Origin of the sequence: Sphingobium sp. RSMS (genome assembly GCF_005406185.4) — a bacterium.
In the GTDB taxonomy this organism is placed as follows: domain Bacteria; phylum Pseudomonadota; class Alphaproteobacteria; order Sphingomonadales; family Sphingomonadaceae; genus Sphingobium; species Sphingobium fuliginis.
This window is the reverse complement of the sequence record NZ_CM191257.1, coordinates 2,522,815-2,545,008: the sequence shown is the minus strand read 5'-3', so window position 1 is coordinate 2,545,008 and position 22,194 is coordinate 2,522,815. Positions and strand designations below refer to the sequence as shown.

26 protein-coding genes are annotated in these 22,194 nt (G+C 66.5%); 24 read left to right on the top strand and 2 right to left on the bottom strand.

Going from position 1 to position 22,194, the window contains the following annotated elements; all coding sequences use genetic code 11:
- Nucleotides 1-3: 3 nt before the first annotated feature.
- From fliE to queE, 24 genes are all read left to right on the top strand, one after another.
- A complete protein-coding gene (fliE, locus tag EGM87_RS12280; protein WP_025548568.1) occupies nucleotides 4-363 on the top strand; it encodes a flagellar hook-basal body complex protein FliE in 360 nt (119 codons plus the stop codon).
- A 1-nt stretch (nucleotide 364) separates the two neighbouring features.
- Nucleotides 365-2,116: a flagellar basal-body MS-ring/collar protein FliF gene (gene fliF, locus EGM87_RS12275; RefSeq protein WP_044660317.1), complete on the top strand. Its 1,752-nt coding sequence runs from the start codon at nucleotides 365-367 to the stop codon at nucleotides 2,114-2,116.
- On the top strand, nucleotides 2,109-3,122 hold the full coding sequence (gene fliG / locus EGM87_RS12270; protein ID WP_025548566.1) for a flagellar motor switch protein FliG: 1,014 nt from the start codon (nucleotides 2,109-2,111) through the stop codon (nucleotides 3,120-3,122). The genes fliF and fliG overlap by 8 nt, the downstream gene beginning before the upstream one ends.
- Nucleotides 3,109-3,741: a FliH/SctL family protein gene (locus tag EGM87_RS12265; protein WP_037482187.1), complete on the top strand. Its 633-nt coding sequence runs from the start codon at nucleotides 3,109-3,111 to the stop codon at nucleotides 3,739-3,741. The genes fliG and EGM87_RS12265 overlap by 14 nt, the downstream gene beginning before the upstream one ends.
- Nucleotides 3,741-5,069, top strand: a complete 1,329-nt coding sequence (locus EGM87_RS12260) for a FliI/YscN family ATPase (protein ID WP_025548563.1) — start codon at nucleotides 3,741-3,743, stop codon at nucleotides 5,067-5,069. The genes EGM87_RS12265 and EGM87_RS12260 overlap by 1 nt, the downstream gene beginning before the upstream one ends.
- Nucleotides 5,066-5,491, top strand: coding sequence for a hypothetical protein (locus EGM87_RS12255; protein ID WP_025548561.1), 426 nt, complete (start codon nucleotides 5,066-5,068; stop codon nucleotides 5,489-5,491). Before EGM87_RS12260 ends, EGM87_RS12255 begins: the two co-directional genes overlap by 4 nt.
- Nucleotides 5,484-7,334 (top strand): flagellar hook-length control protein FliK, encoded by a 1,851-nt coding sequence (locus EGM87_RS12250; protein ID WP_137710250.1) that lies wholly within the window; start codon nucleotides 5,484-5,486, stop codon nucleotides 7,332-7,334. The genes EGM87_RS12255 and EGM87_RS12250 overlap by 8 nt, the downstream gene beginning before the upstream one ends.
- A gap of 28 nt (nucleotides 7,335-7,362) precedes the next feature.
- Nucleotides 7,363-8,022, top strand: coding sequence for a flagellar basal body-associated FliL family protein (locus EGM87_RS12245; RefSeq protein WP_025548560.1), 660 nt, complete (start codon nucleotides 7,363-7,365; stop codon nucleotides 8,020-8,022).
- A 50-nt stretch (nucleotides 8,023-8,072) separates the two neighbouring features.
- Nucleotides 8,073-8,957, top strand: a complete 885-nt coding sequence (locus EGM87_RS12240) for a flagellar motor switch protein FliM (protein ID WP_025548558.1) — start codon at nucleotides 8,073-8,075, stop codon at nucleotides 8,955-8,957.
- A complete protein-coding gene (gene fliN / locus EGM87_RS12235; RefSeq protein WP_137710251.1) occupies nucleotides 8,954-9,292 on the top strand; it encodes a flagellar motor switch protein FliN in 339 nt (112 codons plus the stop codon). The genes EGM87_RS12240 and fliN overlap by 4 nt, the downstream gene beginning before the upstream one ends.
- Before the next feature lie 85 nt (nucleotides 9,293-9,377).
- Nucleotides 9,378-9,644: a FliO/MopB family protein gene (locus EGM87_RS12230; RefSeq protein WP_025548555.1), complete on the top strand. Its 267-nt coding sequence runs from the start codon at nucleotides 9,378-9,380 to the stop codon at nucleotides 9,642-9,644.
- A gap of 97 nt (nucleotides 9,645-9,741) precedes the next feature.
- Complete coding sequence (gene fliP / locus EGM87_RS12225; protein WP_025548553.1) at nucleotides 9,742-10,521, top strand: flagellar type III secretion system pore protein FliP; 780 nt, start codon at nucleotides 9,742-9,744, stop codon at nucleotides 10,519-10,521.
- Nucleotides 10,522-10,568: 47 nt separating this feature from the next.
- A complete protein-coding gene (fliQ, locus tag EGM87_RS12220; protein WP_025548552.1) occupies nucleotides 10,569-10,841 on the top strand; it encodes a flagellar biosynthesis protein FliQ in 273 nt (90 codons plus the stop codon).
- Nucleotides 10,838-11,632 carry a flagellar biosynthetic protein FliR gene (fliR, locus tag EGM87_RS12215; protein WP_137710252.1) on the top strand — a complete coding sequence of 265 codons (795 nt, stop codon included), beginning with the start codon at nucleotides 10,838-10,840 and terminating at the stop codon, nucleotides 11,630-11,632. The genes fliQ and fliR overlap by 4 nt, the downstream gene beginning before the upstream one ends.
- A gap of 2 nt (nucleotides 11,633-11,634) precedes the next feature.
- A complete protein-coding gene (gene flhB / locus EGM87_RS12210) occupies nucleotides 11,635-12,774 on the top strand; it encodes a flagellar type III secretion system protein FlhB (protein ID WP_025548550.1) in 1,140 nt (379 codons plus the stop codon).
- A gap of 94 nt (nucleotides 12,775-12,868) precedes the next feature.
- Entirely contained in the window at nucleotides 12,869-13,327 is a 459-nt protein-coding gene (locus EGM87_RS12205) for a hypothetical protein (RefSeq protein ID WP_025548548.1), read from the top strand.
- Between the two features lie 385 nt (nucleotides 13,328-13,712).
- Nucleotides 13,713-15,158: a flagellar filament capping protein FliD gene (fliD, locus tag EGM87_RS12200; RefSeq protein ID WP_137710253.1), complete on the top strand. Its 1,446-nt coding sequence runs from the start codon at nucleotides 13,713-13,715 to the stop codon at nucleotides 15,156-15,158.
- A 21-nt stretch (nucleotides 15,159-15,179) separates the two neighbouring features.
- Complete coding sequence (locus EGM87_RS12195) at nucleotides 15,180-15,578, top strand: flagellar export chaperone FliS (RefSeq protein ID WP_025548545.1); 399 nt, start codon at nucleotides 15,180-15,182, stop codon at nucleotides 15,576-15,578.
- 161 nt (nucleotides 15,579-15,739) lie between these two features.
- Complete coding sequence (locus EGM87_RS12190) at nucleotides 15,740-16,930, top strand: aspartate aminotransferase family protein (protein WP_137710254.1); 1,191 nt, start codon at nucleotides 15,740-15,742, stop codon at nucleotides 16,928-16,930.
- 40 nt (nucleotides 16,931-16,970) lie between these two features.
- Nucleotides 16,971-17,900, top strand: coding sequence for an ornithine carbamoyltransferase (gene argF, locus EGM87_RS12185; protein ID WP_044660312.1), 930 nt, complete (start codon nucleotides 16,971-16,973; stop codon nucleotides 17,898-17,900).
- A 239-nt stretch (nucleotides 17,901-18,139) separates the two neighbouring features.
- On the top strand, nucleotides 18,140-19,048 hold the full coding sequence (gene hslO / locus EGM87_RS12180; protein ID WP_137710255.1) for an Hsp33 family molecular chaperone HslO: 909 nt from the start codon (nucleotides 18,140-18,142) through the stop codon (nucleotides 19,046-19,048).
- Between the two features lie 86 nt (nucleotides 19,049-19,134).
- Nucleotides 19,135-19,533 carry a DUF3617 domain-containing protein gene (locus EGM87_RS12175; protein WP_082166205.1) on the top strand — a complete coding sequence of 133 codons (399 nt, stop codon included), beginning with the start codon at nucleotides 19,135-19,137 and terminating at the stop codon, nucleotides 19,531-19,533.
- A gap of 47 nt (nucleotides 19,534-19,580) precedes the next feature.
- The gene (gene queC, locus EGM87_RS12170; RefSeq protein WP_025548540.1) at nucleotides 19,581-20,273 is read left to right on the top strand and encodes a 7-cyano-7-deazaguanine synthase QueC; all 693 of its coding nucleotides are present in this window, start codon (nucleotides 19,581-19,583) and stop codon (nucleotides 20,271-20,273) included.
- 4 nt (nucleotides 20,274-20,277) lie between these two features.
- A complete protein-coding gene (gene queE, locus EGM87_RS12165) occupies nucleotides 20,278-20,925 on the top strand; it encodes a 7-carboxy-7-deazaguanine synthase (protein ID WP_025548539.1) in 648 nt (215 codons plus the stop codon).
- A 148-nt stretch (nucleotides 20,926-21,073) separates the two neighbouring features.
- Here queE and EGM87_RS12160 read toward each other — a convergent pair whose 3' ends face one another.
- Together EGM87_RS12160 and EGM87_RS12155 are read right to left on the bottom strand one after the other, a co-directional pair.
- A complete protein-coding gene (locus EGM87_RS12160; RefSeq protein WP_044660311.1) occupies nucleotides 21,074-21,793 on the bottom strand; it encodes a hypothetical protein in 720 nt (239 codons plus the stop codon).
- A 75-nt stretch (nucleotides 21,794-21,868) separates the two neighbouring features.
- Nucleotides 21,869-22,159 carry a hypothetical protein gene (locus EGM87_RS12155; protein WP_044660310.1) on the bottom strand — a complete coding sequence of 97 codons (291 nt, stop codon included), beginning with the start codon at nucleotides 22,157-22,159 and terminating at the stop codon, nucleotides 21,869-21,871.
- Between the last annotated feature and the right edge of the window lie 35 nt (nucleotides 22,160-22,194).

Sequence of the window (22,194 nt, the reverse complement as noted above, 5' to 3'; positions counted from 1 at the left end):
GGCATGTCCGGAATTTCTCCGACCGATAGCGTGATGGCGATCCGCAACGCCATCCTCCAGAAGAACGCGGCGCTGCGCGACGTCGCCCAGACCGGCAATGTCGGCCCTGGCTCCGCGGTCGGCACCAATGGCGCAACCGCGCCGGGCGGCTTTACCGATGCGCTGAAATCGGCGCTGGAGCAGGTGAACGGCCTGCAGAACCAGGCGGGCGAAGCAGCCGCCTCGTTCGAACGGGGGGAAACCACCGATATTGCCGGGGTCATGCTGGCCAAGCAGCAGGCGTCCGTCAGCTTCGAAGCCACCCTTCAGGTCCGCAACAAATTGCTGTCCGCATACAAGGACATCATGAGCATGCCGGTGTAATATGAGCGAGAACGCACTCACCCCCTCCGTCGGCGGCGCCGCCGCTCTCCCGGCCACCAGCCCCGCCTTTCCGGGCGGCGCGAAGGGCGTCGATGCGCTGAAGGCGCGCTTCACCGGCTTCATGAAGCAGCCCGCCGTGGCGAAGAGCCTGCCGCTGCTGGGCCTGCTGGGCGTCGTCGCGACCGCTGGCGCGGCCTGGCTCGCCCTGCGCGAACCGCCGCAGCGCGACCTGTTCCGTGCCCTGCCCGATGCCGACAAGTCGGCGGTTGCGAGCGTGCTGGACCAGAATGGCATCCGCTACGACTTCGACAATTCGGGCAGCATGACCGTTGGCGAGGACGATTATTTCAAGGCGAAGATGATGCTCGCCGCCCAGGGCCTGCCCAAGAGCGCGCCCGACGGCAACAGCATGATCGACAGCCTGCCCATGGGCGCATCGCGCGCGGTGGAAGGCGAAAAGCTGCGCTCCGCCCGCGAAATGGACCTGGCCCGCACCATCGAAGCGATCGACAGCGTGGAGAGCGCCAAGGTCCACCTTGCGGTCGAGCCGCCCAGCGTCTTCCTGCGCGAACGGTCCAAACCCTCCGCATCGGTGATGCTGCGTCTTGCCTCCGGCCGGTCGCTGACCGACCAGCAGGTCAGCGCCATCGTGCATCTGGTGGCTTCGTCGATCCCGGAACTCAATCCGGAGGACATATCGGTCGTCGATCAGAATGGCCGTCTGCTCAGCAATAATGACAGCAACGCCGCCGACGACCGCCAGTTGGCCGTCCAGACCAAGATGGAGGATCGCTATCGCCAGTCGGTGATCGCGCTGCTGACGCCGATTCTGGGCGCGGGCAAATTCTCGACCGAAGTGCATGCCGAACTGAACTTCGCGGAGCGGCAGGCGACCCGCGAAACCTATCCGCAGGATGAAGCGCGTCTTCGCAGCGAACAGGGCACCTGGGCATCCGACCCGCGCGGTCAGGGCGCGGGCGGCGAAGCGAGCGGCATTCCCGGCGCGCTCAGCAATCAGGCGCCGGTCAATCCGACCGTGACGCAGACCAATCCCAATGGCCAGGCCGTCGCGCAGGGCGCCGCCAGCGCCCAGACCGCAGCCCAGCCCGGCACGCCGCCCAATCCGCTGATGAAGACCGAGGAAACCTTCAACCGCAGCTTCGAACTGGGCCGCGAGGTTTCCGTGACCAGGGACGCTATCGGCACGGTCAAGCGCCTGTCGGTCGCGGTCGCGCTGGACAACGGGCCCGACGGCAAGCCGCGTTCGGCGCAGGAGATCGCGGCCCTGGAGGCTTTGGTGAAGGGGGCGGTCGGTTTCGACCAGGCGCGGGGCGACGTGGTGGCCCTTTCCGCCCGCAGCTTCGCCAAGGAAGAAGTGGTTCAGGCGCCCTGGTATGAAGCCGGATGGGTGTCGCCGCTGGTGCGCAACGTCTCTGCGCTGCTGGTCGCCCTGCTGGTGATCTTCGGCATCGGCCGGCCGCTGCTGAAGCGCCGCGCCGCCGCTCAGGCCGCCGCCGCCGAACAGGTCGCCGCCGAGGGCCAGAAGATCGGCCGCGAAATCTCGACCGAGATCACCCGTCAGGCGACGGTCAACCCGGATGGGTCGACGCCGGTCACGCTCGACATGATCTCCTCCACTTACGACTATGCCCAGCGCGCCGACCTGATCCGCAATTTCGTGAAGCAGGACCCCGATCGCGCGGCGCTGGTCGTCCGCGACCTTCTGAAGGAAGGGAAGAAGGAAAATGCCTGACGCCGCCACCGCCACGGCGCTGAAGGGCAGCGCCGCCGCCGCCGTCCTGCTGATGCTGTTCGACGAGGATGAGGCCGCGCAGATCCTCTCGCGCCTGGAGCCGGACGAAGTGCGCCAGCTTGGCTATGCGATGTACGATGTGGCCGACGTGCAGGTCGAGGAAGTCAATGAGGCGCTCGATCATTTCGTCACCAAGGCGAAGAAGCGCACCACTATCGGCTATGGCGCGACCCGCCATATTCGCGGCGCGATGACCAAGGCGCTGGGCGAGGAGCGGGCCGAGAATATGCTGGCCCGCATCACCCCGCCGACCCGCTCCACCCAGCTTGAGATGCTGAAATGGATGGACGCCAAGGAGATCGCCGTGCTGATCGAGGCGGAGCATCCGCAGATCATGGCCATCGTCCTCGCCCATCTGGAGGCGCCGATCGCCGCCGACGTGCTGCAATTGCTGCCGACCGAATATCAGGAAGAAGTGGTCTACCGCATCGCCACGCTCGGCCCCGTGTCGAACGAGGCGCTGGACGATCTGGAGCAGCTCCTGCTGCGCGGCAACATGGCCAAGAAGCAGGGCGGGGCCTCGCAGCGCGGCGGCACCATCGAGGCGGCGGCGATCATGAACAATGTCCGCAAGGAGAATGAACAGCGCATCATCAAGGCGCTGGCCAAGCGGGACAAGATGGTCGCCCAGACGATCGAGGAGGAGATGTTCGTCTTCGACAACCTGATCGACATGGACGACAAGAATATGGGCACGCTGATGCGCACCGTCGACAGTTCGATCCTGGTGGTCGCGCTGAAGGGCGCGAACGACATGCTGAAGGCGAAGATATTCGGTTCCATGTCCGCCCGCGCCGCGCAGGCCATTGCCGACGAGATCGAGGAACGCGGGCCGATCCGCCTGGCCGAGGTCATCGACGCGCAGAAGCTGATCATCGCCACCGCGCGCCGCATGGCCGATGCGGGCACCATCATGCTGGGCGGCAAGGGGAATGATTTTGTCTAAGCTCTGGAGCAATGCGGAAGTCGCCAGCATACCGCTGGGCGGCATGGGACAGGTGACGAGCGGCGGCTTCCGCAGCCTGTTCGCGCCTGCGCATGCCGCGCCCGGCCAGCCGGTGCATGACAGCATTCCGGAAAGCGAAGAGGATGTGCTGGAACAGGCGCGGATCGAAGCCTTCGCCATGGGCTTCGACGAAGGCAGCCGCGTGACGGCGGAAGCCCATGCGGCCGAGACGCAGGCCCGCCAGCAGCTTGCCCAAGCGCTGGAACTGCTGGCGCCGGCGCCCAGCGGCATGCTGTCCACCATGCTTTCCGCGACCGTGGTCCGGCTGGTGGAGCAGATCGTGGGCGAGGTCGAGATCGACATCGAACGGCTGCTCCAGCGCTGCGACAGCGTGGCCGCCTTCATCGAGGACAATGACGAAAAGGGCGCGCTGCACCTGCATCCCGACGACATCGAACTGTTGGAAGGCGAGAGCATCGGCGTGAAGCTGGTGCCCGACGGCGCGATGCAGCGCGGCTGCGTGCGCCTTGAAACCGCCGACGGCTGGGTCGAGGACGGCCCGGATGTGCGTCTGTCGCGCCTGCGCGCCCTGCTGGACGATATGGAGGGCAAGGCCTGATGATTCGCGCCTCGCTGGCCCAGGCGGAAACGCTGTTCGACCATATGCAGGTGCAGAACCGGCAGCCGCGCCATGTCGGCCGGCTGGTCAGCCATGATGCGGGCATGCTGGAAGTCACCGGCTTTCGCCGTCCCATCGGTGCGGGCGCGCGGGTGATCGCTTCGGACGGGACGGTCTGCCGCGCCGAGGTTGTGGGCTTTCGCGGCGACAGGACGCTGCTGGTGCCGCTCGACAGCGACGCGCCGCTGGAAAATGGGGCGCGGGTCGAACCGGATTCCCAGGCGACCATGGTGCAGGTGGGCGAAGGCCTTATCGGCCGCGTCATCGACGCCATGGGTCAGCCGCTGGACCGCAAGGGGCCGATCATCGCGGGCGGGTCGTGGCCATTGAACGGCGTCAAGGGCAATGTGCTCGACCGGGGCCGCGTCACCGAGCCGTTCGACCTGGGCGTGCGTGCGGTGAATGCGCTGCTGACCGCCGGACGCGGCCAGCGCATCGCGATCATCGCGGGGTCCGGCGTCGGCAAATCGGTGCTGATGGGCCAGATGATCCAGGGCGCCGAAGCCGACATCGTCGTCGCGGGCCTGATCGGGGAGCGCGGACGCGAGGTCAGCGATTTCCTGGAGACCAAATTGAAGGGCGCGATGCACAAGAGCATCGTCGTCGCCGTGCCCGCCGACCATCCGCCGGTGCTGCGCCTGCGCGCCGCGGCCCGCGCCACCGCCATTGCCGAATATTTCCGGGCGCGGGGCAAGAAGGTGCTGCTGCTGATCGACAGCCTGACCCGCTGCGCCCATGCCCAGCGCGAGATCGGGCTGGCATTGGGCGAACCGCCCGCGATGAAGGGCTATCCGCCCTCCGCGCTGGCGCTGATCCCGCGTCTGGTCGAGCGCGCCGGCGTCGACGCCCGGACTGGCGGGTCGATCACCGCGCTCTACACCGTGCTGGCCGATGGCGACGATACGGACGATCCGATCGTCGACGCCGCCCGCGCCATTGTCGACGGGCATTTCGTGCTGTCGCGCCATCTGTCGGAACAGGCGATCTTCCCGGCGATCGATGTCGGCAAGTCGCTGTCCCGCGTCATGGCGGATGTCGTGCCGGACGAGCATCGCCTTGCCGCCGCCGCCTATCGCCGCCTCTGGGCCGCCTATGAGGAAAATCGCGACCTCATCCTGATGGGCGCCTACCGCCCCGGCAACGATCCGGTGATCGATGAAGCCGTGCAGCGGCGACAGGAAGTCCTCGACTTCATTCGTCAGGATCAGAAGAGCTTCATCGACCTCGACACCAGCGCCCATGCCCTGATCGCCGAGTTCGGCGCGTGAAGGGCGAAGTCGCCCGCCGCCAGCGCGTGCTGCGCGTCCGCCATGTCCAGCATGCCATGGCCGCGGCCGAAACCGCCCGCGCCCGCGACGAGGCGGAGGGCCTTGCCCGCAATGTCGAGCGGCTGCGCAATGTGCGGAACGATCTTTTTACCGGGCAGGGCGTCGCAACTGGCGCGAATTTTGCAGCGATGCAGGAACTGGCGGGCCGTCTGGAACAGGCGGGGCGCCAGTTGGATGGTGCGCTCTACGATGCGCGCCGCAAGGTGGAGGTCAAGGAAGGCCTTTCCCTCGCGGCCAATCGGGATCGCGAAATCGCCGTGAAGCTCAAGGATCGCGCCCGCGCGGACCTGGAGGAATGGCGGGAGAACAAGCTTGCGGCTCTGCCGCGCTATCGCCGGATGCAGAGGACAGGAGATGTCTGACGTGAACATGCTGACCAGCCTCAAGGCGCTGCTCTTTTCCTCGGCGGCGACGCCGATGCCCGCCGATGGCGCGGCTGCGTCGGCCGTGCCTGCGGAGGGGGCGGCGGATTTCGCCCAGCTGCTGAACGGCACGATGGCCGCTTTGCCCGAAGCGCAGGAAAGCGCGGGGATCGCGGGCCCGCCGCAAGGGATCGCCCCGGCGGTCGCGGATGAAGCCGAGGGCATGGAGCCCGCACTGCCCAAGGCCGGCAAAGCCGATGGCGGCGATCCGGAGGTCGAGACGGCTTCCCCCTTGCCTTTCGGTCTGGCCAACGCATTGAGGGCGGTGCAGAGCCACCGCAAGGATTCGCTGCCGCTGCCGCCCGGACTTGCGAGGAAGATCGACGCGCCAGCCGAGGCCGCCGTTCGGGAGACGGCGCCTGCGGTGGATGCTGGCCCTATGGTGGATGCCGGCCCTGCGGTGGATAGCGGTTCCGTCGAGGAGGTCGCGGCGGAAATGCCTGCTGCGGCGCCGGTCGCGATGGAAGAGGGCGAGGTCGGCGGGCCGGAACTGCCGGTCGCGACGCCCGATCCCCAGGTCAAGGCCCCGCGCCCCGGCAAGGAAACCAGGCCGGAAAAGGTGGATGCCTTGCCCGAAGCCGCGGCGGTGGAGCATGCCGACGAGCCGGCGGAAGCCGAGCCGGGCGACAGCGACAGGCCGAAGGAGCAGGCCGAGGCGGCACAGGCTCCGGCAACGGTCGTCGCTGCTGTCCAGATGCCGGCCCCGCCAAGCGTTCCGGCGCAGGCGCTGCCGCCATCCACAGCCCCGGTCGCGCAAACGGCGCCCGCCAAGCCGGATCGCGGCAAGAATCTGCCGGTAGCGGCGCCCTTGCCGCCTCAGTCTGCCGGACAGCCGGTTCCCGCCCAGTCGACGGTTGAACCGACTCCCGTGGCGGACGCCCCTGTGCAGCCAGCCATTGAAGCGCCTGCGGCATCGGCCGACCAGCCGGAAGGCCCGGTTCCCGCTGCGCATCCCGGCAGCGCCCCGGTGAAGTCCGAGGCGCTCGCCCTGCTCCAGCTCGTGCGCGATCAGGTCGCTGCCCGCCAGCCGGGCACGCCGGTCCGCGCCGGGGAACCGCTCGCGGCCCGCGTCGAAACGGGCAGGGCCGCCACGCCGGTCGATGCCGTGCCGGCCCATGCCGTCCAGCATGACCCGGTCGATGCCGTGCCCCCGATGCCGCTCGCCCAGCCCGTTTCCGCGCCGCCAGTGCCGTCGGCCGTCGCGCCGCCGCCGGCCGACCTGTCGGCCAGCCTTGGCGCGCAGATCGTCGACATGGGCGTTTCCGGCCAGTGGATCGACGGCCTCGCCCGCGAGATTGCCGGGCTGTCCGCGAACGGTGCGCAGGGGCGGTTCCAGATCAACGCCGACCAGCTTGGGGCCGTGCAGGTGGACATCCGCCAGGGCAGCGACGGCGCGGCGGTCAGCCTGACCGTCGCCAGCGACGCCGCCGAAATGGCGCTGCGCCAGGACAGCGACCGTCTGCGCCTTGATGCCGGACTTTCGGCGGTGCGCATTGCCGAGGTGAAGATCGAACGCGCGCCTCCTGTCGCGGAAGCGGCGCGGGCGGACAGCGCCAATCAACAGCAATCCTCCCAGCAGCAGGGCGCGCAGCAACAGGGTTCCCAGGGCGCGAACGCATGGGCGAACAACGGCCAGAACATGGCGCAATCGCAGGGGCAGGGCCGTTGGCGTCCCCAGGAAAATAGCGCATTCGCCCCTAAAAATTCCGGCGATCCGGCCGTTCTTAACCATGACGAGCTGCGCCATGCCGGCAATCCCGCCGCGCGCGCGCGCTATGCCTGACGACATGGATTGCGGGGGACTTTGACCGATGAGTGACGACGCCAAGCCGAAGAAGAAAAAGGGCGGTGGGATGAAGATGATCCTGCTCATCGTCATCGCCATGGTCGTTGGCGGGGCGGGCGCGGCCGGCGGTCTTTACGCCGCGGGTTTCTTCAGCCCGAAGGAAGAAGGGCCGAAGGAAGATCCGAACAAGCCCGTGCTCGTGCTGGCGGGGGAAAATGCCGAGGAAGTGGCGAAGGCCCATGGCTATGCCGGCGGTGGCGGCGGCGAAGGCGGCGGGCATGAGGGCGGCGGCGGGGGTCATGCCCCTTCGGGCGTCCATGTCCCGGCCAAGGGCATCGACCTGCCCAGCCCGGCCAATCCCGCGGCCTATCAGGCGACCTATTTCCAGCTTCAGACGCCGTTCACCTCCAACATGTCGGATACGGACGCCTTTGCGCAGATTTCCATCGCCGTTTCGACCTATTACGACATTCGCGTTGTCGAGGCGATCAAGGTCCATGAGATGGCGATTCGCAGCCAGGTCCTGATGATGCTGGCCGAACAGCCGGTGGAGGCGCTGTCGACGCCGGAGGGGAAAAGGGCGCTTCAGGGGAAGATCAAGGGCATTATTAACGACATTCTGAAGCAGAAGACGGGCTATGGCGGCGTCGATAACGTTTATTTTACCAATTTCGTTATTCAATAGGGCTGCCTGATCGGCGGGAAGTCCCCCGCCCGGGACGGCTGGGGACTGAAATGACCGACGTTCAAGCCTACGCCTTCGGGCGGGGGGAATCGCAGGCGCCGCTGATGCTGTCGGGGCTGGACCGGCTGGGCGAAAAGCTTGGCCGGCGTTTGCGCGCCCTGATCGAGCCGATCGCCGGGGTTCGCCCGCATGTCGCCGCGCAGGACGCGCGCGCGCTGGAATTCGGCGCCTGGGCGCATGAGGTGCCCGGCTCCTCCAGCATCGGCGTCTATCGCCTGGCGCCGCTCAAGGGGCAGGTGCTTCTGCGGCTCGATGCGGCGATGATCTCGACGCTGGTCGACTGTTTCTATGGCGGCATCGGCAATCGTGCGCTGCCGCCGCGCGGCGAGTTCACGCCGACCGAAGATCGCCTGATCGCGCGGATTTCCGATGCCTTCATGGCCCGGCTGGTGGAATGCTGGAGCGACATGCTGGCCATAGAAGCCGGTCTGATCGTCCGGGAAACCGGCATCGGCTTCGCCGCCGCGGCCCAGCCGGGCGAGCAGATGGTGCTGCAACGCTTCCTGATCAGCATCAGCCGCGATGCCGAATGGCCCGTCGACCTGCTGTTCCCGCTGTCCGCGCTGCGCGCCGTCGAATCGTTGACCGGCAGCCGCATCCCGATCGACGACGAACGCGCCGACCCGGTGTGGCAGGCGCGCATCGCCCACCGCATGCGCGACATCCGCCTGCCCGCCCGCACGGTGCTGGCGCGTCCCGACCTGTCCCTGGCCGAGCTGATGCAGCTCAAGGCCGGCGACATCATTCCCGTCACCATCAACCGCAGCCTGCCGCTGATCGTGGGCGACCGTATCGTCGCGCACGGCTCCATCGGCGAACAGGATGGCCGCGCCGCATTCCAGATCGAAAAGCTTGCACAGGAAACCGGACAATGAGCGACATGAGCGAAGCCCCCCGCCTTGACAGCGTGGGCGAGGACAGCATTTCCCGCATGGTGAACAACCGCCAGTTCCGGTTGCTGGCCGACATTCCCGTCCGCATGTCGGTGGAGGTCGGGTCGACCTCGCTCCGGCTGGCGGAGGTCATGGACCTGGGCGAAGGAAGCGTCGTGGAACTGGACCGCCAGGCCGACGACCTGCTCGACATCATGGTCAACGGCGCGCTGATCGCCAAGGGAGAGGTGGTGACGGTGAACGGCCGCTACGGCATCCGCATCGTCGAAATCGCGGCTGCCGAAAGCCGGCTGGCGGGCGTCGAGCGGCGCGGCTGAAGCGCAGGCGGCAGATTTACCGCTTGCCTTGCGCGCCAATCTTTCGGAACGGATGACGAATTAACCATCTTCGCGGAAAGCCCTCATGATCTGGTATTTCGTCAAGCTGCTGATTTTATTGCCTCTGGTCGGCGGCATGGCCTTCGGCGCGCTGTGGCTGTGGCGCAAATATCAGCCGGGGATGATGGCGGGGCAGAACGACCGGTCGCTCAAGGTGCTGGAAGCGCTGCCGATGGGGACGTTCGGCAAGCTCGCCGTCGTGGAGTTCGAGGGGAAGAAGATCCTGCTTTCCGTGACGCGGGGGCGGATCGAGAAGATCGCGGAAGGCGACCCTTATCGTGCCGGGCGCTGACCTGCTTGCCACCGTCATTCCGGCGCAGGCGGGAACCCATCTCCGGACTTCAAGTCCGCAGGCTGCTGCCGGGAGATGGGTCCCCGCCTTAGCGGGGATGATGAAATGGGGCGTGGTGGCGCTGCTGCTGCTGACCCTGGTCCTTGCCATGCCCGCCTTTGCGCAGGCCGCGCCCGCCGCCCCGGCGCCCGTCGACAATGGCGGCGCGCTGAGCCGCGCCATGGGGCAGATCAGCGGCGACGGCCGTTCGCTCTCCCTATCGCTGCAGATCCTGATCCTCATGAGCCTGCTGACGGTGTTGCCGTCGCTGATCCTCATGATGACCAGCTTCACCCGCATCATCATCGTCCTGTCGCTGCTGCGTCAGGCGCTTGGCCTGCAACAGACGCCGCCCAATCAGGTGCTGGTCGGCCTGTCGCTGTTCCTCTCCCTGTTCGTGATGCGGCCGGCCATCGACCAGATCAACGCCCAGGCCTTCGATCCCTATGGCAAGGGGCAGATTTCCATCGAGGAGGCGGTGGGCCGTTCGGGCAAGGTGCTGCACGGCTTCATGACCAAGCAGACCCGCGAGACGGACCTCAAGCTGTTCTCCAATCTGGCGGAGGCGCCGGCCTTCCGCTCGCCCGCCGACATTCCCTTCTCCATCCTGCTGCCGGCCTTTGTGACGTCGGAACTGAAGACCGCTTTCCAGATCGGCTTCATGATCTTCCTGCCGTTCCTGATCATCGACCTTGTGGTCGCATCGACGCTGATGGCGCTCGGCATGATGATGCTGTCGCCCACGATCATCTCCATGCCGTTCAAGCTGCTGCTGTTCGTGCTGGTGGACGGCTGGGCGTTGACCATGGGTTCGCTGGCCGGATCGTTCGCGACATGAAGGGCTGGCGCTTCTCTCCTCCAAACGGCTCCGGGACGGCCTGATCCATGGAAAACGCCGATTTCTTCATGGGGCTGGCGCAGCAGGCGCTGTGGATCACGGCGCTGGCGGCCGCGCCGATCCTGATTCCCGCGCTGATCGCAGGCGTCGTCATCGGCATGGTGCAGGCCGCGACCTCCATCAATGAACAGACGCTGGCCTTCATCCCCAAGATCATCGTCGTCGGCGCGATGCTGGTGCTGTTCGGCGGTTCCATCATGGTGCTGATCGCCGATTTCACGCGCGAGATTTTCGAGCGCATTCCGGACCTGCTGCAATGATCGCGCCGGGCTTCGCCCCAGGCTTTGTCAATGTGGAAGTCCAGCTCTGGATCTGGCTGATCGCCATGATCCGCCCCGGCGCCGCCTTCATCGCCGCGCCCGTCTTCGGCGCGCCCGCCGTGCCGTTGCAATTGCGGCTGATCCTGTCGCTGGCGCTGGGCATGGCAGCGCTCAACAGCGTGCCTATCCAGCTTCCCGCCGACGGCGTCGCCAGTTTCCAGGGCGTGATGCTGGTCGCGGGTGAGGTGCTTGCCGGCCTCGCCATCGGTTTTGCCGTGCAGATCGGCTATGCCGCCGCGCTGGTGGCCGGGGAGGCTATCGGCAACACCATGGGCCTCAATTTCGCGGCGATGGTCGATCCTTCGTCGGGCCAGGCGACGCAGGCAGTGGGCCAGTTCCTCTCCATCCTGTCGACCTTCCTGCTGCTGGCGATGGACGGGCATCTGATGCTGGTGAGCTTTGTCGTGCAAAGCTATCGGGCGCTGCCGCCGGGTGGCGCGATGCTGAGCAACGATGCGGTCTGGCACCTGATCGAATTCGGCGGCGCGCTGCTCGGCGCGGGCGTCACCATCGCGCTGCCGGTCGGTTTCGCGCTGGTGCTGGTGCAGATCGTCATGGGCATGCTGGCGCGCACAGCGCCCGCGCTCAACCTGTTCGCGGTCGGCATGCCGGTGGCGCTGATGGCGGGACTCATCCTGCTGGCCGTCACCGCGCCGATCATGGGGGAGGGGATCGCCGCCGCCCTGAAGGCCGGGCTGGACCAGGCCCAGACCATTGCGGAGGGGCACTGACCATGGCCGGGAGCAATGGCGGCGGCGAAAAGACCGAGAAGCCGACAGCCAAGAAGCTGAAGGATGCGGCCAAGAATGGCGACATTCTCCAGTCCCGCGATCTCGCCACTGCATTGGTGGTGATGGCCGGCATTGGCTGGATCGCGGTCACGGGGCCATCGATGGTCGAATCCCTGTCCGACATGCTGATAGAGGCGTTGCGTTTCCGGCGGGAGGACATCGTGAATTTCGCGCCGGCCGACCGGGGCATCGCGCTGCTGTCCGGCATCGCCCTGCCGGTCGCGGGGATATTGCTGGCGACCTTGCTGGCTGCCATTGCGGGGCCGGCGCTGCTCGGCTCGCTCGGCTTCCGTCCCGGCGCCTTCGCGCCCAAGGCGTCGAAGCTCAATCCCGCCGCCGGCCTCAAGCGCATGTTCGGGCTCCAGGGGCTGATCGAACTGGTCAAGTCCGTCGCCAAGGTCGCGCTGCTGGGCGCGATCGGCGTCTGGATGATCTGGGACCGGCTGACGGAGATCGTCGGGCTGGGCAAGGCGGGGCTGGCGCCCGCCATGGCGGACCTTGGCAACATGTTCATCATGACCTGCCTGATCATGGCGGGGGGCCTGTTCCTGATCGCGGGCATCGACGTTCCCGCCCAGCTCATGCAGCGGTCCAGGCGGCTGTCGATGACCAAGCAGGAGATCAAGGACGAGCATAAGGAGAGCGAAGGTTCCCCCGAGCTGAAAGGCCATATCCGCCGCAAGCAATATGAGGTGCTGAGCGGTTCGACCCGCAAGGCGGTGGCGGAGGCCAGCGTCATCATCACCAACCCCACCCATTTCGCCGTCGCCTTGCGCTACAAGCCAGGGCAGGACGCCGCGCCGGTGGTGGTGGCGCGCGGCTGCGACGCGGTGGCGGCGGCGATCCGCGACCTTGCCGACCAGAACGGGGTCACGGTGCTGCAATATCCCGAACTGGCCCGCGCCATATACTTCACCTCGCGCGCCGGGCAGATCGTCAATGAAGGGCTGTACATGGCGGTCGCGACCGTCCTTGCCTTCGTCTTCCGGGTGGAGAATCGCATGGCGAGCGAGATGGACCGGCCATTCATCACCGTGCCGGACGATCTGCGCTTCGACGCGGACGGCAAAAAATCATCTTGATAATCAGCGGTTTCCTGAAAATCGATCGTCCTTAACTTAAGTTTAGGACTTAATATCCGTATAATCTTCACGGGGACGCATTAGGATGTGCGTCATGAACGACTATATTTCGCGGACTGAATTGTCGGTGGAGCGCGGCGCGACCCGCGCGCCGTCCGCCGTGTCCGCGATTGCGCCCATTTCATCGGCCGCCACCGTGCATCAGGGCGGTGGATCGTCCCGGCAGGCGCCGACGCCCGAGGATCAGTCGGGCGTGGAGGAAAGCATCGCGACCAGCGCCGAATATGCCAAGGTGCATGCCCGCATTGCCGACATTCTGGCTGAATTGCGCAGTCAGGGCGGCACGGTGACGGTCGACGGGGCAGCCGACGAAATCCAGTCGATGCTGCCCGAGCCGCAGATACTGGTCCCCTTGCCCCCGGCCTCCAAGGAAGCGGTGGAAAGCACGATCCGCGTCGCCAAGCGCATCGCGGAGCAGGCCGCCTATGCCCATGCGGCGCAGGCCAACATCCGTCGCGGCGCGGTCGACCAGATTCTGTCTCCGGGCGTTTGAGCCGGGTTCGTCGCGGCGCTCCTGCGCCTGCTCGCGAGCGCGCCGTTGCAGGCGGCGTTGAGAAATTCAGGACTGTGGTCTGAGCGGTTGGGGTGGATTGCGGACATTCCCCCTCCCGCAGGCGGGAGGGGGTTAGGGGGTGGGCTGGCGCGGCATCTGCGCTGTTTTGCAACGGCTAAGTCAGCAGCTCGCTACGCTCGCGCCCACCCCTAACCCCTCCCGTTTACGGGAGGGGAATGTCTTGGATTGGCCAATCCCCGACATTTCGAAATTCGTCCACGCGCCTGGATGTTGCGTCGGTGAGGTGGGCTCCTGCCTTCCCCCCTGAAAATCATTCCTAAAGGTCTTCGCGCTAGGGCCGTTCTCTCTCTTGAAAGGACGGCCAATGACTTCGGTGAGCAGCAGCATCTTGACGGCGCTAGGCGCGGGATCGGGCATCGACACCGCGTCGCTCGTCTCCAGCCTGGTCAGCGCCACCAAGGAACCGCGCCAGACGGCCATCACCAGTCGCCAGACGCTGAACACCGCGCGGATTTCCGCCCTGGCGTCGGCCTCCAGTTCGCTCGACACCTTTGCCGATGCGCTGAACAGCCTGCTCGCGGGCACCGGCTATTCGGGCGCGCCGGCTTCCAACGACCCCAGCATCGCTTCGGTCAGCGCGCTGCCCGGCGGCACGCCCACCGGCCTTCCGGCGCAGATCGAAGTGCGCAACCTGGCGACCAGCCGGACGCTGGTGTCGGCGGTCAACGCGAACACCGATGCGGCAAGCGGCGCGGCGGCGACCGTGGGCACGGGCACGCTGATGCTGAAGGTCGGTTCCGGCGCCGCGGTTCCCGTCACCATCACCTCGGCCAACAACAGCTATGCCGGCCTTGCCGCCGCCATCAACGCGTCCGGTACCGGCGTCACCGCCTCCGTCATCACCGATTCGCAGGGCACCCGCCTGATGATGAAGGGGCCGACCGGTGCGGCCAACGACATCTCGCTGACGGTTTCTTCCTCCACCCCCGATGCCAGCGGCGCGTCCCTGGACCAGTTCGCCTGGACCAAGGCCAGCGTCCCGGCCGGCAGCACCATGGCCAGCGCCGCCGACCCGGCGGACGCGGTGATCCTGCTCGACGGCGTGGAGCAGCATTATGCCGGCAACACCATCGACGGCGCGATCCCCTATCTGCGCATCGACCTCAACAAGGCGGCGCCTGGGACCAGCGTCACGCTCGCCACGACCGAGCCGACCACGTCGATGCGCGACCTGATGGTCGAATTCGTCGACGCCTACAACACGCTGATGAAGGCGCTGAACACCGCCACCTCCACCGGCACGGACTCGTCCAATGCGGGCGTGCTGAACGGAGAATCCTCGATCCGCGACATGAAGCGGCAGCTTTCGCAGATGGTGTCGGCCCAGCTCAGCAGCACCGGCGCCTACAAGACGCTGAACGACCTGGGCGTCAGCACCAATCGCGACGGTACGCTGTCGCTCGATACCAAGGCGCTGGACAAGGCGATTGCGGCCGATCCGAAGGCGATCACGCAATTGCTGAACCCGTCGGTCAAGACCGCCGCGAATATCGGCCTTGCCGGCCTGATGGACAGCGTGCGCGACAATATCAAGAAGGATGGCGGACCGCTCGCCACCACGCAGGACAAATATGAGAAGCTGGCGAAGGATCTGACGGATCAGCTCGACAAGCTCGATACCCAGATGACCAACTATCAGGAACAGCTCACCAAGGTCTATTCGGCCATGGAAACGCGCCTGTCGGCGTTGAAGGCGACGCAAAGCTATCTCCAGCAGCAGGTCGCCCTCTGGACCAAAAACGACAATTAATACCGAAAGGGTCGGAATATCATGTTCTACAATCATGGCGGGTTCGGCGGCACGGCGGCGGCGCGGCGCTATGCGGCGGTCCATTCGGGCAGCCGGATCGAGGGTGCGACGCCCCACGCGCTGGTCAAGGTGCTGTTCGACGAGCTGCTGCTGGCGCTGGATGCCGCCGCGCTGGCGGAACGCAATGGCGACCGGCTCAAGGTTTCGGACAAGCAGGCCCGCGCCATGTCGATCCTCTTCGCGCTGGAATCGAGCCTCGATTTCGACAAGGGCGGAGACATCGCCACTGGCCTCGCCCAGATCTACCGCGAAGCGCGGCGCCTGCTGCTCGTCAGCGCCAAGGAGCATGATGCCGCGCCGGTGGAGCAGGCCCGCCTGATGATCGGCGAGATCGCGGAGGCGTGGAACCAGATCGGCTGAAGGCGTCCGTCATCCCGGCCTTCGCCGGATGACGGCATGTTGCACGGGGTTGCGCCTTCAAAGGCGCGCTTGTATAGGCAGCGCTCGCAAAGGGCGGCCCGGCGGGGGCCGCCTTTTTGCGTTTCGGACTTTGTTTGCATCAGCCCAGAAAGGGAAGGACCATGTCGATTACGCCGCTCATGCCCGTTTACCCCCGGTGCGATGTACGCCCGGTCCGAGGCGAGGGCTGCTATCTGATCGGGGAGCGCGGCGAACGCTATCTGGATTTCGCCAGCGGCATCGCGGTCAACCTGCTGGGCCATGGCCATCCGAAGCTGGTCAAAGCGATCGCGGATCAGGCCGCGACGCTGATGCACACGTCGAACCTCTACGGCATGCCGCTGGGCGAGAAATTCGCGCAGCGTCTGGTCGACACGACCTTTGCCGACACAGTGTTCTTCACCAATTCGGGCGCGGAAGCGGTGGAATGCGCGATCAAGACCGCGCGCCGTTACCACTATGCCAATGGCGAGGCGCACCGGCACAAGATCATCAGCTTCGACAACGCCTTCCATGGGCGGACGCTGGGGACGATCTCCGCCACCAGCCAGCCCAAGATGCGCGACGGTTTCGAACCGCTGCTGCCCGGCTTCACCGTGGTGCCGTTCAACGATCTGGAGGCCGCGACGGCCGCCGTCGATGAGAACACCGCCGGTTTCCTGGTGGAAACGGTGCAGGGCGAAGGCGGCGTGACGCCGGCGACGCAGGAGTTTCTGAGCGGCCTGCGCAAGCTGTGCGACGATCGCGGCCTGCTGCTGATCCTGGACGAGGTGCAGTGCGGCTATGCCCGCACCGGCACCTTCTTCGCGCATGAGCAATATGGCCTGACCCCCGACATCATGGCGGTGGCCAAGGGCATTGGCGCTGGCTTCCCGCTGGGCGCCTGCCTCGCGACCGAGGAAGCGGCCAAGGGCATGGTGTTCGGCACCCATGGGTCGACCTATGGCGGCAATCCGCTGGCCATGGCCGTCGGCATGACGGTGCTGGACGAAGTGCTGGGCGAGGGTTTCCTCGACCATGTGAAGGCCATCGGCGCGCGCCTGCGTTCGGCGTTGGAGCAGCTTATCCCCAATCACGACATGTTCGAGGATGTGCGTGGGCTGGGCCTGATGCTCGGCGTGAAGCTGAAGAGCGACTATGACGCCCGCGAGTTCGTGGCGCATCTGCGCGACAATCACGGCCTGCTGACGGTGTCGGCGGGACAGAATGTCGTGCGCATCCTGCCGCCGCTCGTGATCGAGGAAAGCCATGTCGCGGAATGCGTCGAACGGCTTTCCGCCGGGGCGCGGAGCTTTGCGGAGGCTGCGGCCTGAATTACTCTCCGTTCGCCCGAACGGGTTGAGGGGGTTCCTCATGACCAATCATTTCCTGAATCTGAGTGACGCCGGCGGCGATGCGATCGCCGCCATGATTGCCGACGCCATCGACCGGAAGGCCGCGCGCAAAGCTTGGCCCAAGGGCAAAGCGGATGCGGATGCGCCGCTCGCCGGTCACACGCTGGCGATGATCTTCGAGAAGAATTCGACCCGCACCCGCGTGTCGTTCGACATGGCGATCCGTCAGTTGGGCGGCACATCGCTGATCCTGGACGGCGCGACCAGCCAGCTTGGCCGGGGCGAGACGATTGCGGACACCGCCCGCGTGCTGAGCCGCATGGCCGACGCCATCATGATTCGCACCGACGATCATGCGAAGATCCAGGAAATGGCGCATTACGCCAGCGTTCCGGTGATCAATGGCCTCACCGACCTGTCGCACCCCTGCCAGATCGTCGCCGACCTGCTGACCGTGGTGGAGCATGGCGTGGCGTTGCCCGGCAGCCAATGGGCATGGCTGGGCGACGGCAACAACGTCCTCCATTCCATTGTCGAGGCGGCGGGCCTGATGAAGTTCGGCGTGCGCATCGCCGTGCCGGAGGGCTATGATCCCGACCCATCCTTCGAAGCGGAGGCGCAGGCCCGTGGCGCCGCCATCCTGCGCACCCGCGATCCGCAGGCGGCGGTGGCCGGCGCGGACATCGTCGTCACCGACACCTGGATCTCCATGGGCCAGGCTCATGCCGAGGAGAAGCTCAAGGCGATGATGCCCTATCAGGTGACGCCGGAACTGATGGCGCTGGCGAAGCCCGCGGCGAAGTTCCTCCATTGCCTGCCCGCCCATCGCGGCGAGGAAGTGGTGGAAGCGGTGATAGACGGGCCGCAATCGGTGATCTGGGATGAGGCGGAAAACCGTATCCATGCGCAGAAGTCGGTGCTGCTCTGGGCGTTGGGCCGGCTTGGTTGAGTTTGGGGCTCCTGCGCGGCCAGGAGCCCGGTCCCGCCCTCCGCAGATTATCGCATCGCCTGAACCGGGTTCCCGCCGGCGCGGGAGCACGACCTGTCCCAAGGAGCGGGCCGCGATCAGACCGTCCGCATCCCACCGATCAAGCCCAAACCCAAGTCCATTTGCATGCCCGGGCATCGCAACCTATCTAAGCGCCTTTGCATGATCGGCGCGCCCCGGCGCGCCGCACGGAGCCTGACTTGACCTCTTCCGCTACCCTTGACCAGGCCCTTGGCTTCACCATCCCGTCCCGCCACGCGCGCGGGCGGATCGTGCGGCTGGGGCCGGTGCTCGACGATGTCCTTGCCGCCCATGCCTATCCGCCGCAGATCGAGCGGCTGCTCGCCTCCGCATTGGTGCTGGCGGCGTTGCTCGGCTCGACGCTCAAGGATGCGGGCGGTCAGCTCACGCTTCAGGCGCAGACCGAAAATGGCGTCGTCAGCCTGCTGGTGGCGGACTATAAGGGCGGCGAGGTGCGCGGCTATGCCAAGTTCGATGCCGACCGGCTGGCCGAACTGGGCCCCGATCCGACGCTGTTCGGCCTGTTCGGCAAGGGCTATCTCGCCATCACCTTCGACCAGGCGGTGACTGGCGAGCGTTATCAGGGCATCGTCCCATTGGACGGCGAATCGCTTGCCGATGCGGCGGAACATTATTTCTTCCAGTCCGAACAGATCCCCAGCATCATCCAGATCGCCACGCGCCACGACACGGGGGAGGGGTGCCTTGCCGCCGGCCTGCTGCTCCAGCACCTGCCCGAGGGGGAAGTCGGGCGGGAACGGCTGCATGTCCGCCACGACCGTCCGGAATGGGAGCATGTCCAGGCGCTGGCCCATACGCTCAAGGACGCGGAACTGACCGACAACGCGCTGCCGCTGTCCGACATCGTCTGGCGGCTGTTCCACGAAGAGGAGGAGGTGCGCGTCACCGATCCCACGGCGCTCAGCAAGGGGTGCCGTTGCGACCTCGATCATATCCGCAGCGTCATCGGCCGCTTTCCGGCGGCGGAGCGGGCGGACATGGCGGATGATCAGGGCATTATCGGCGTGGATTGCGCCTTCTGCTCGCGTCTTTTCCCGGTCGCGCTCGCCAGCTTCGCGGAGGAATGAGCGGGCGCCCTCCTTATTGCTATCAAATTGCCGCAATTGACGCGCAAGGCTGATCTGGATCAGCAACGATCGACAGGGGGATCGGAATGGTGGCAAAGCGGCGCGCCCTTGGTGCGGCGGCGATGATGATGGCGGTTTCTGCCGTGCAGGCGGCGGCGCCCGCGTCACGCCTGCCCAAGGGACTGGAGACGGGTGAATGGGAATTGCGCGGGCGGGGCGAGGATGGCGCCGCGCGCAAGCTCTGCGTCTCCAGCCTCAGCCAGCTTCTGCAAAGCCGCCATGCTGGCCATGCCTGCAAGAGCTTCACCGTCAGCGATGTCGCCAACCGGCTGGTCGTCACCTATGAATGCGGCGCGGCGGGCAATGGGCGGACGGACCTGCGCGTCGAAACGTCCCGGCTGGTGCAGATCCAGTCGCAGGGCATTGCCGACGGCGCGCCCTTCGCCTTCGCGCTGGAGGGCCGCTGGCTCGGCGCCTGCCATTAGGCGCGACCGGCTTGCGCTGACGCGTCGGGAGGCGTAGCGCGGCGCTCATGGTTGCCCATAACGGAAAATTCGCCGTCGTCCTGCTGTCGGGCGGGCTCGACTCCATGGTGGCGGGCGGGCTGGCGCGCGAGGCCGGTTATCGCCTGTTCGCCCTGTCGATCGACTATAATCAGCGCCACCGGCTGGAATTGCAGGCGGCGGGTCGAGTCGCGTCGGCGCTGAACGCCATCTCGCATATCGTGCTGCCGCTGGACCTGACGGCCTTTGGCGGGTCTGCGCTCACCGCGGACATTGCCGTGCCCAAGGGCGGCGTCGGGACCGGCATTCCCGTCACCTATGTGCCCGCGCGCAACACCATATTCCTGTCGCTGACCCTGGGCCTGGCCGAGGTGGCGGGCGCGAACGACGTGTTCATCGGCGTCAATGCGCTCGATTATTCGGGCTATCCCGATTGCCGGCCGGAGTTCATCGACGCCTTTCAGAAGATGGCCGCGCTCGCCACCAAGGCAGGGGTGGAGGGGAATCCGGTCCGGATCAATGCCCCGCTCCAGCATATGAGCAAGGCGGACATCGTGCGCGAAGCCTATCGGCTGGGGCTGGATACGGGGCTGAGCTGGTCCTGCTACGATCCGACGCCGGACGGCAGGCATTGCGGCCTCTGCGACAGTTGCCGCCTGCGGTCCAAGGGTTTCGTGGAGGCCGGTCTGCCCGATCCCACCGACTATGCGGTGAAGCCCTGACGCCATGAGCTACGCCGTCAAGGAAATGTTCCTGACCCTTCAGGGAGAGGGCGTCCATGCCGGTCGCCGGGCTGTCTTCCTGCGCTTTGCCGGTTGCAACCTCTGGACCGGGCGGGAGCAGGACAGGGCAAGCGCCGTCTGCCGCTTTTGCGACACCGATTTCGTCGGCACCGACGGCGATGGCGGGGGCAGGTTCGCAGATGCGGACGGTCTGGCCGAAGCCGCGCTCGCCTTTTGGGGCGAGGGGCGGGAGGGGCGCTATATCGTGCTGACCGGCGGGGAACCGATGCTCCAGGTGGACGATGCGCTGGTCGATGCGCTCCATGCGCGCGGCTTTGCCATTGCGATCGAAAGCAACGGCACCTTGCCCGCGCATCCGGGGCTGGACTGGGTCTGCATCAGCCCCAAGGCGGGCAGCGAGGTGGTCCAGCGCAGCGGCAATGAGCTGAAGCTGGTCTGGCCGCAGCCGGGGCGGGGGCACAGCCTGGCGGATGTCGAGGATATGGAGCGCTGGGCCTTCGATCATTGGCTGGTGCAGCCGCTGGACGATCCGAAGGCAGCGGAAAACGCGCGGGCGGCGGTGGATTTGGTGATGGGGCGGCCCCGCTGGCGGCTCAGCCTTCAGTCGCACAAATATCTGGGATTGCGCTGAGGGCCGTGGCCTGCCTCAGGGGAAGCTTCCATCCTGGAGCGATGAAAACCGCTCTGGTCGCTGAAAACCGTCGCTGACGTCGGGCCGGCCCGCCCCCCTGCCCCCTCCCGTTTGCGGGAGGAGGAATGTCGTGATTGGCGCCGTTGCCTTAAGGCTGAACGCCGATCTTCTGGTTCCATGCGAGCTGGCATGCGGGCAGCATCTTGCCCTTCTTCCAGCATTTGGGGTCGAAGGACGGCAGGGTCAGCGAATAGCTGCGTCCCGGATCGCCGTAAAATTGCTCGCCCGCCAGGACCAGCGACTTCTTGATCGACCCCAGTCCGTTGCGCGCCACATCGTTCAGCGTGCCCCGCTGGGCAAAGATCGCCTGCCGTCCGACCAGCGCCGCCGCCTGGCAGAAGCCGCGTTGCGCCTGCACCGTCGAATAGCCGGAATAGATGCGCGTGCCATATTGGTCCGATGCCATCTGGCCGGGCTTGCCCTTGCCGACCGTCCGCTGGAAATAGCCGAGCAGCGTCGTCTGCGCGGCGTCCAGTTCGGCGTCATGATGGGCGATCATGGCGTTGTAATTGCTGATCGACAGCAGGGTCGGCTCAAACTGGCATTGCAGGGCCGCGACGTTCAACGCCGCGCGCAGGTTCCACACCAGCCCGGCCTTGACCTCCGCCGCGGTCGCGCCCGGCAGGCCCAGCGCGGTCGTGGCTTCGGCGTCGGTCAGGGGCGGGGTCGAGAAATCGGGCGGCGACCAGAAGAATTGCGCGGCGGCCGGCTGCGCCATCAGCGCCGCCGCCGTCATGGCCAGCCCCAGCACGACCCGGCGTCCCAGGGATCGGTGCCCAATGGAACGGCCCACATAACGCAATGTCATTGAAATCCCTCTTTGTAACGAGCGCTGCGAACTATCTCCCGCCCGTCTGTATCATGCCTGAACGCGGACGCCAGCCTATTGATCCGACAGCACTTCGGTATCGGCCGCGGGCTTGCCCTCGCTCTCATTCTTCGCCGCCGCCGGAGCGGCCGCATTGTCGCTGCGGTTGGCGGGAAGCGCGACGGCCACGCCCTCGCTCTGCACCCCGTCCAGATCGGTCATGGCGTCGGTGGCGGTGCCGTCGACCACTTCCAGATTGTTCATCGGGACGGCGGTGCCGCTTTCCTTCTTGCTGCCGCATCCGGCCAGCGCCATGCAGCCGGCCGAAACCAATATTGCCATTGTCGTCTTGACGTCAGGACGCATCCGGGTCTCCTAAAGCGTTGCATGCCCGGCAGCCC

Excerpts from the sequence above, each read along its gene's own strand:
- EGM87_RS12160 (WP_044660311.1), bottom strand. The coding sequence starts at position 21,793 with ATGACATTGCGTTATGTGGGCCGTTCCATTGGGCACCGATCCCTGGGA.
- flhB (WP_025548550.1), top strand. The coding sequence starts at position 11,635 with ATGGCCGGGAGCAATGGCGGCGGCGAAAAGACCGAGAAGCCGACAGCC.
- EGM87_RS12155 (WP_044660310.1), bottom strand. The coding sequence starts at position 22,159 with ATGCGTCCTGACGTCAAGACGACAATGGCAATATTGGTTTCGGCCGGC.
- fliQ (WP_025548552.1), top strand. The coding sequence starts at position 10,569 with ATGGAAAACGCCGATTTCTTCATGGGGCTGGCGCAGCAGGCGCTGTGG.
- queE (WP_025548539.1), top strand. The coding sequence starts at position 20,278 with ATGAGCTACGCCGTCAAGGAAATGTTCCTGACCCTTCAGGGAGAGGGC.
- fliR (WP_137710252.1), top strand. The coding sequence starts at position 10,838 with ATGATCGCGCCGGGCTTCGCCCCAGGCTTTGTCAATGTGGAAGTCCAG.
- queC (WP_025548540.1), top strand. The coding sequence starts at position 19,581 with ATGGTTGCCCATAACGGAAAATTCGCCGTCGTCCTGCTGTCGGGCGGG.
- fliE (WP_025548568.1), top strand. The coding sequence starts at position 4 with ATGTCCGGAATTTCTCCGACCGATAGCGTGATGGCGATCCGCAACGCC.
- argF (WP_044660312.1), top strand. The coding sequence starts at position 16,971 with ATGACCAATCATTTCCTGAATCTGAGTGACGCCGGCGGCGATGCGATC.
- EGM87_RS12265 (WP_037482187.1), top strand. The coding sequence starts at position 3,109 with ATGATTTTGTCTAAGCTCTGGAGCAATGCGGAAGTCGCCAGCATACCG.
- EGM87_RS12195 (WP_025548545.1), top strand. The coding sequence starts at position 15,180 with ATGTTCTACAATCATGGCGGGTTCGGCGGCACGGCGGCGGCGCGGCGC.
- fliD (WP_137710253.1), top strand. The coding sequence starts at position 13,713 with ATGACTTCGGTGAGCAGCAGCATCTTGACGGCGCTAGGCGCGGGATCG.
- fliF (WP_044660317.1), top strand. The coding sequence starts at position 365 with ATGAGCGAGAACGCACTCACCCCCTCCGTCGGCGGCGCCGCCGCTCTC.
- fliG (WP_025548566.1), top strand. The coding sequence starts at position 2,109 with ATGCCTGACGCCGCCACCGCCACGGCGCTGAAGGGCAGCGCCGCCGCC.
- fliN (WP_137710251.1), top strand. The coding sequence starts at position 8,954 with ATGAGCGACATGAGCGAAGCCCCCCGCCTTGACAGCGTGGGCGAGGAC.
- EGM87_RS12175 (WP_082166205.1), top strand. The coding sequence starts at position 19,135 with ATGGTGGCAAAGCGGCGCGCCCTTGGTGCGGCGGCGATGATGATGGCG.
- EGM87_RS12245 (WP_025548560.1), top strand. The coding sequence starts at position 7,363 with ATGAGTGACGACGCCAAGCCGAAGAAGAAAAAGGGCGGTGGGATGAAG.
- EGM87_RS12260 (WP_025548563.1), top strand. The coding sequence starts at position 3,741 with ATGATTCGCGCCTCGCTGGCCCAGGCGGAAACGCTGTTCGACCATATG.
- EGM87_RS12250 (WP_137710250.1), top strand. The coding sequence starts at position 5,484 with ATGTCTGACGTGAACATGCTGACCAGCCTCAAGGCGCTGCTCTTTTCC.
- EGM87_RS12205 (WP_025548548.1), top strand. The coding sequence starts at position 12,869 with ATGAACGACTATATTTCGCGGACTGAATTGTCGGTGGAGCGCGGCGCG.
- fliP (WP_025548553.1), top strand. The coding sequence starts at position 9,742 with ATGATGAAATGGGGCGTGGTGGCGCTGCTGCTGCTGACCCTGGTCCTT.
- EGM87_RS12190 (WP_137710254.1), top strand. The coding sequence starts at position 15,740 with ATGTCGATTACGCCGCTCATGCCCGTTTACCCCCGGTGCGATGTACGC.
- EGM87_RS12240 (WP_025548558.1), top strand. The coding sequence starts at position 8,073 with ATGACCGACGTTCAAGCCTACGCCTTCGGGCGGGGGGAATCGCAGGCG.
- EGM87_RS12230 (WP_025548555.1), top strand. The coding sequence starts at position 9,378 with ATGATCTGGTATTTCGTCAAGCTGCTGATTTTATTGCCTCTGGTCGGC.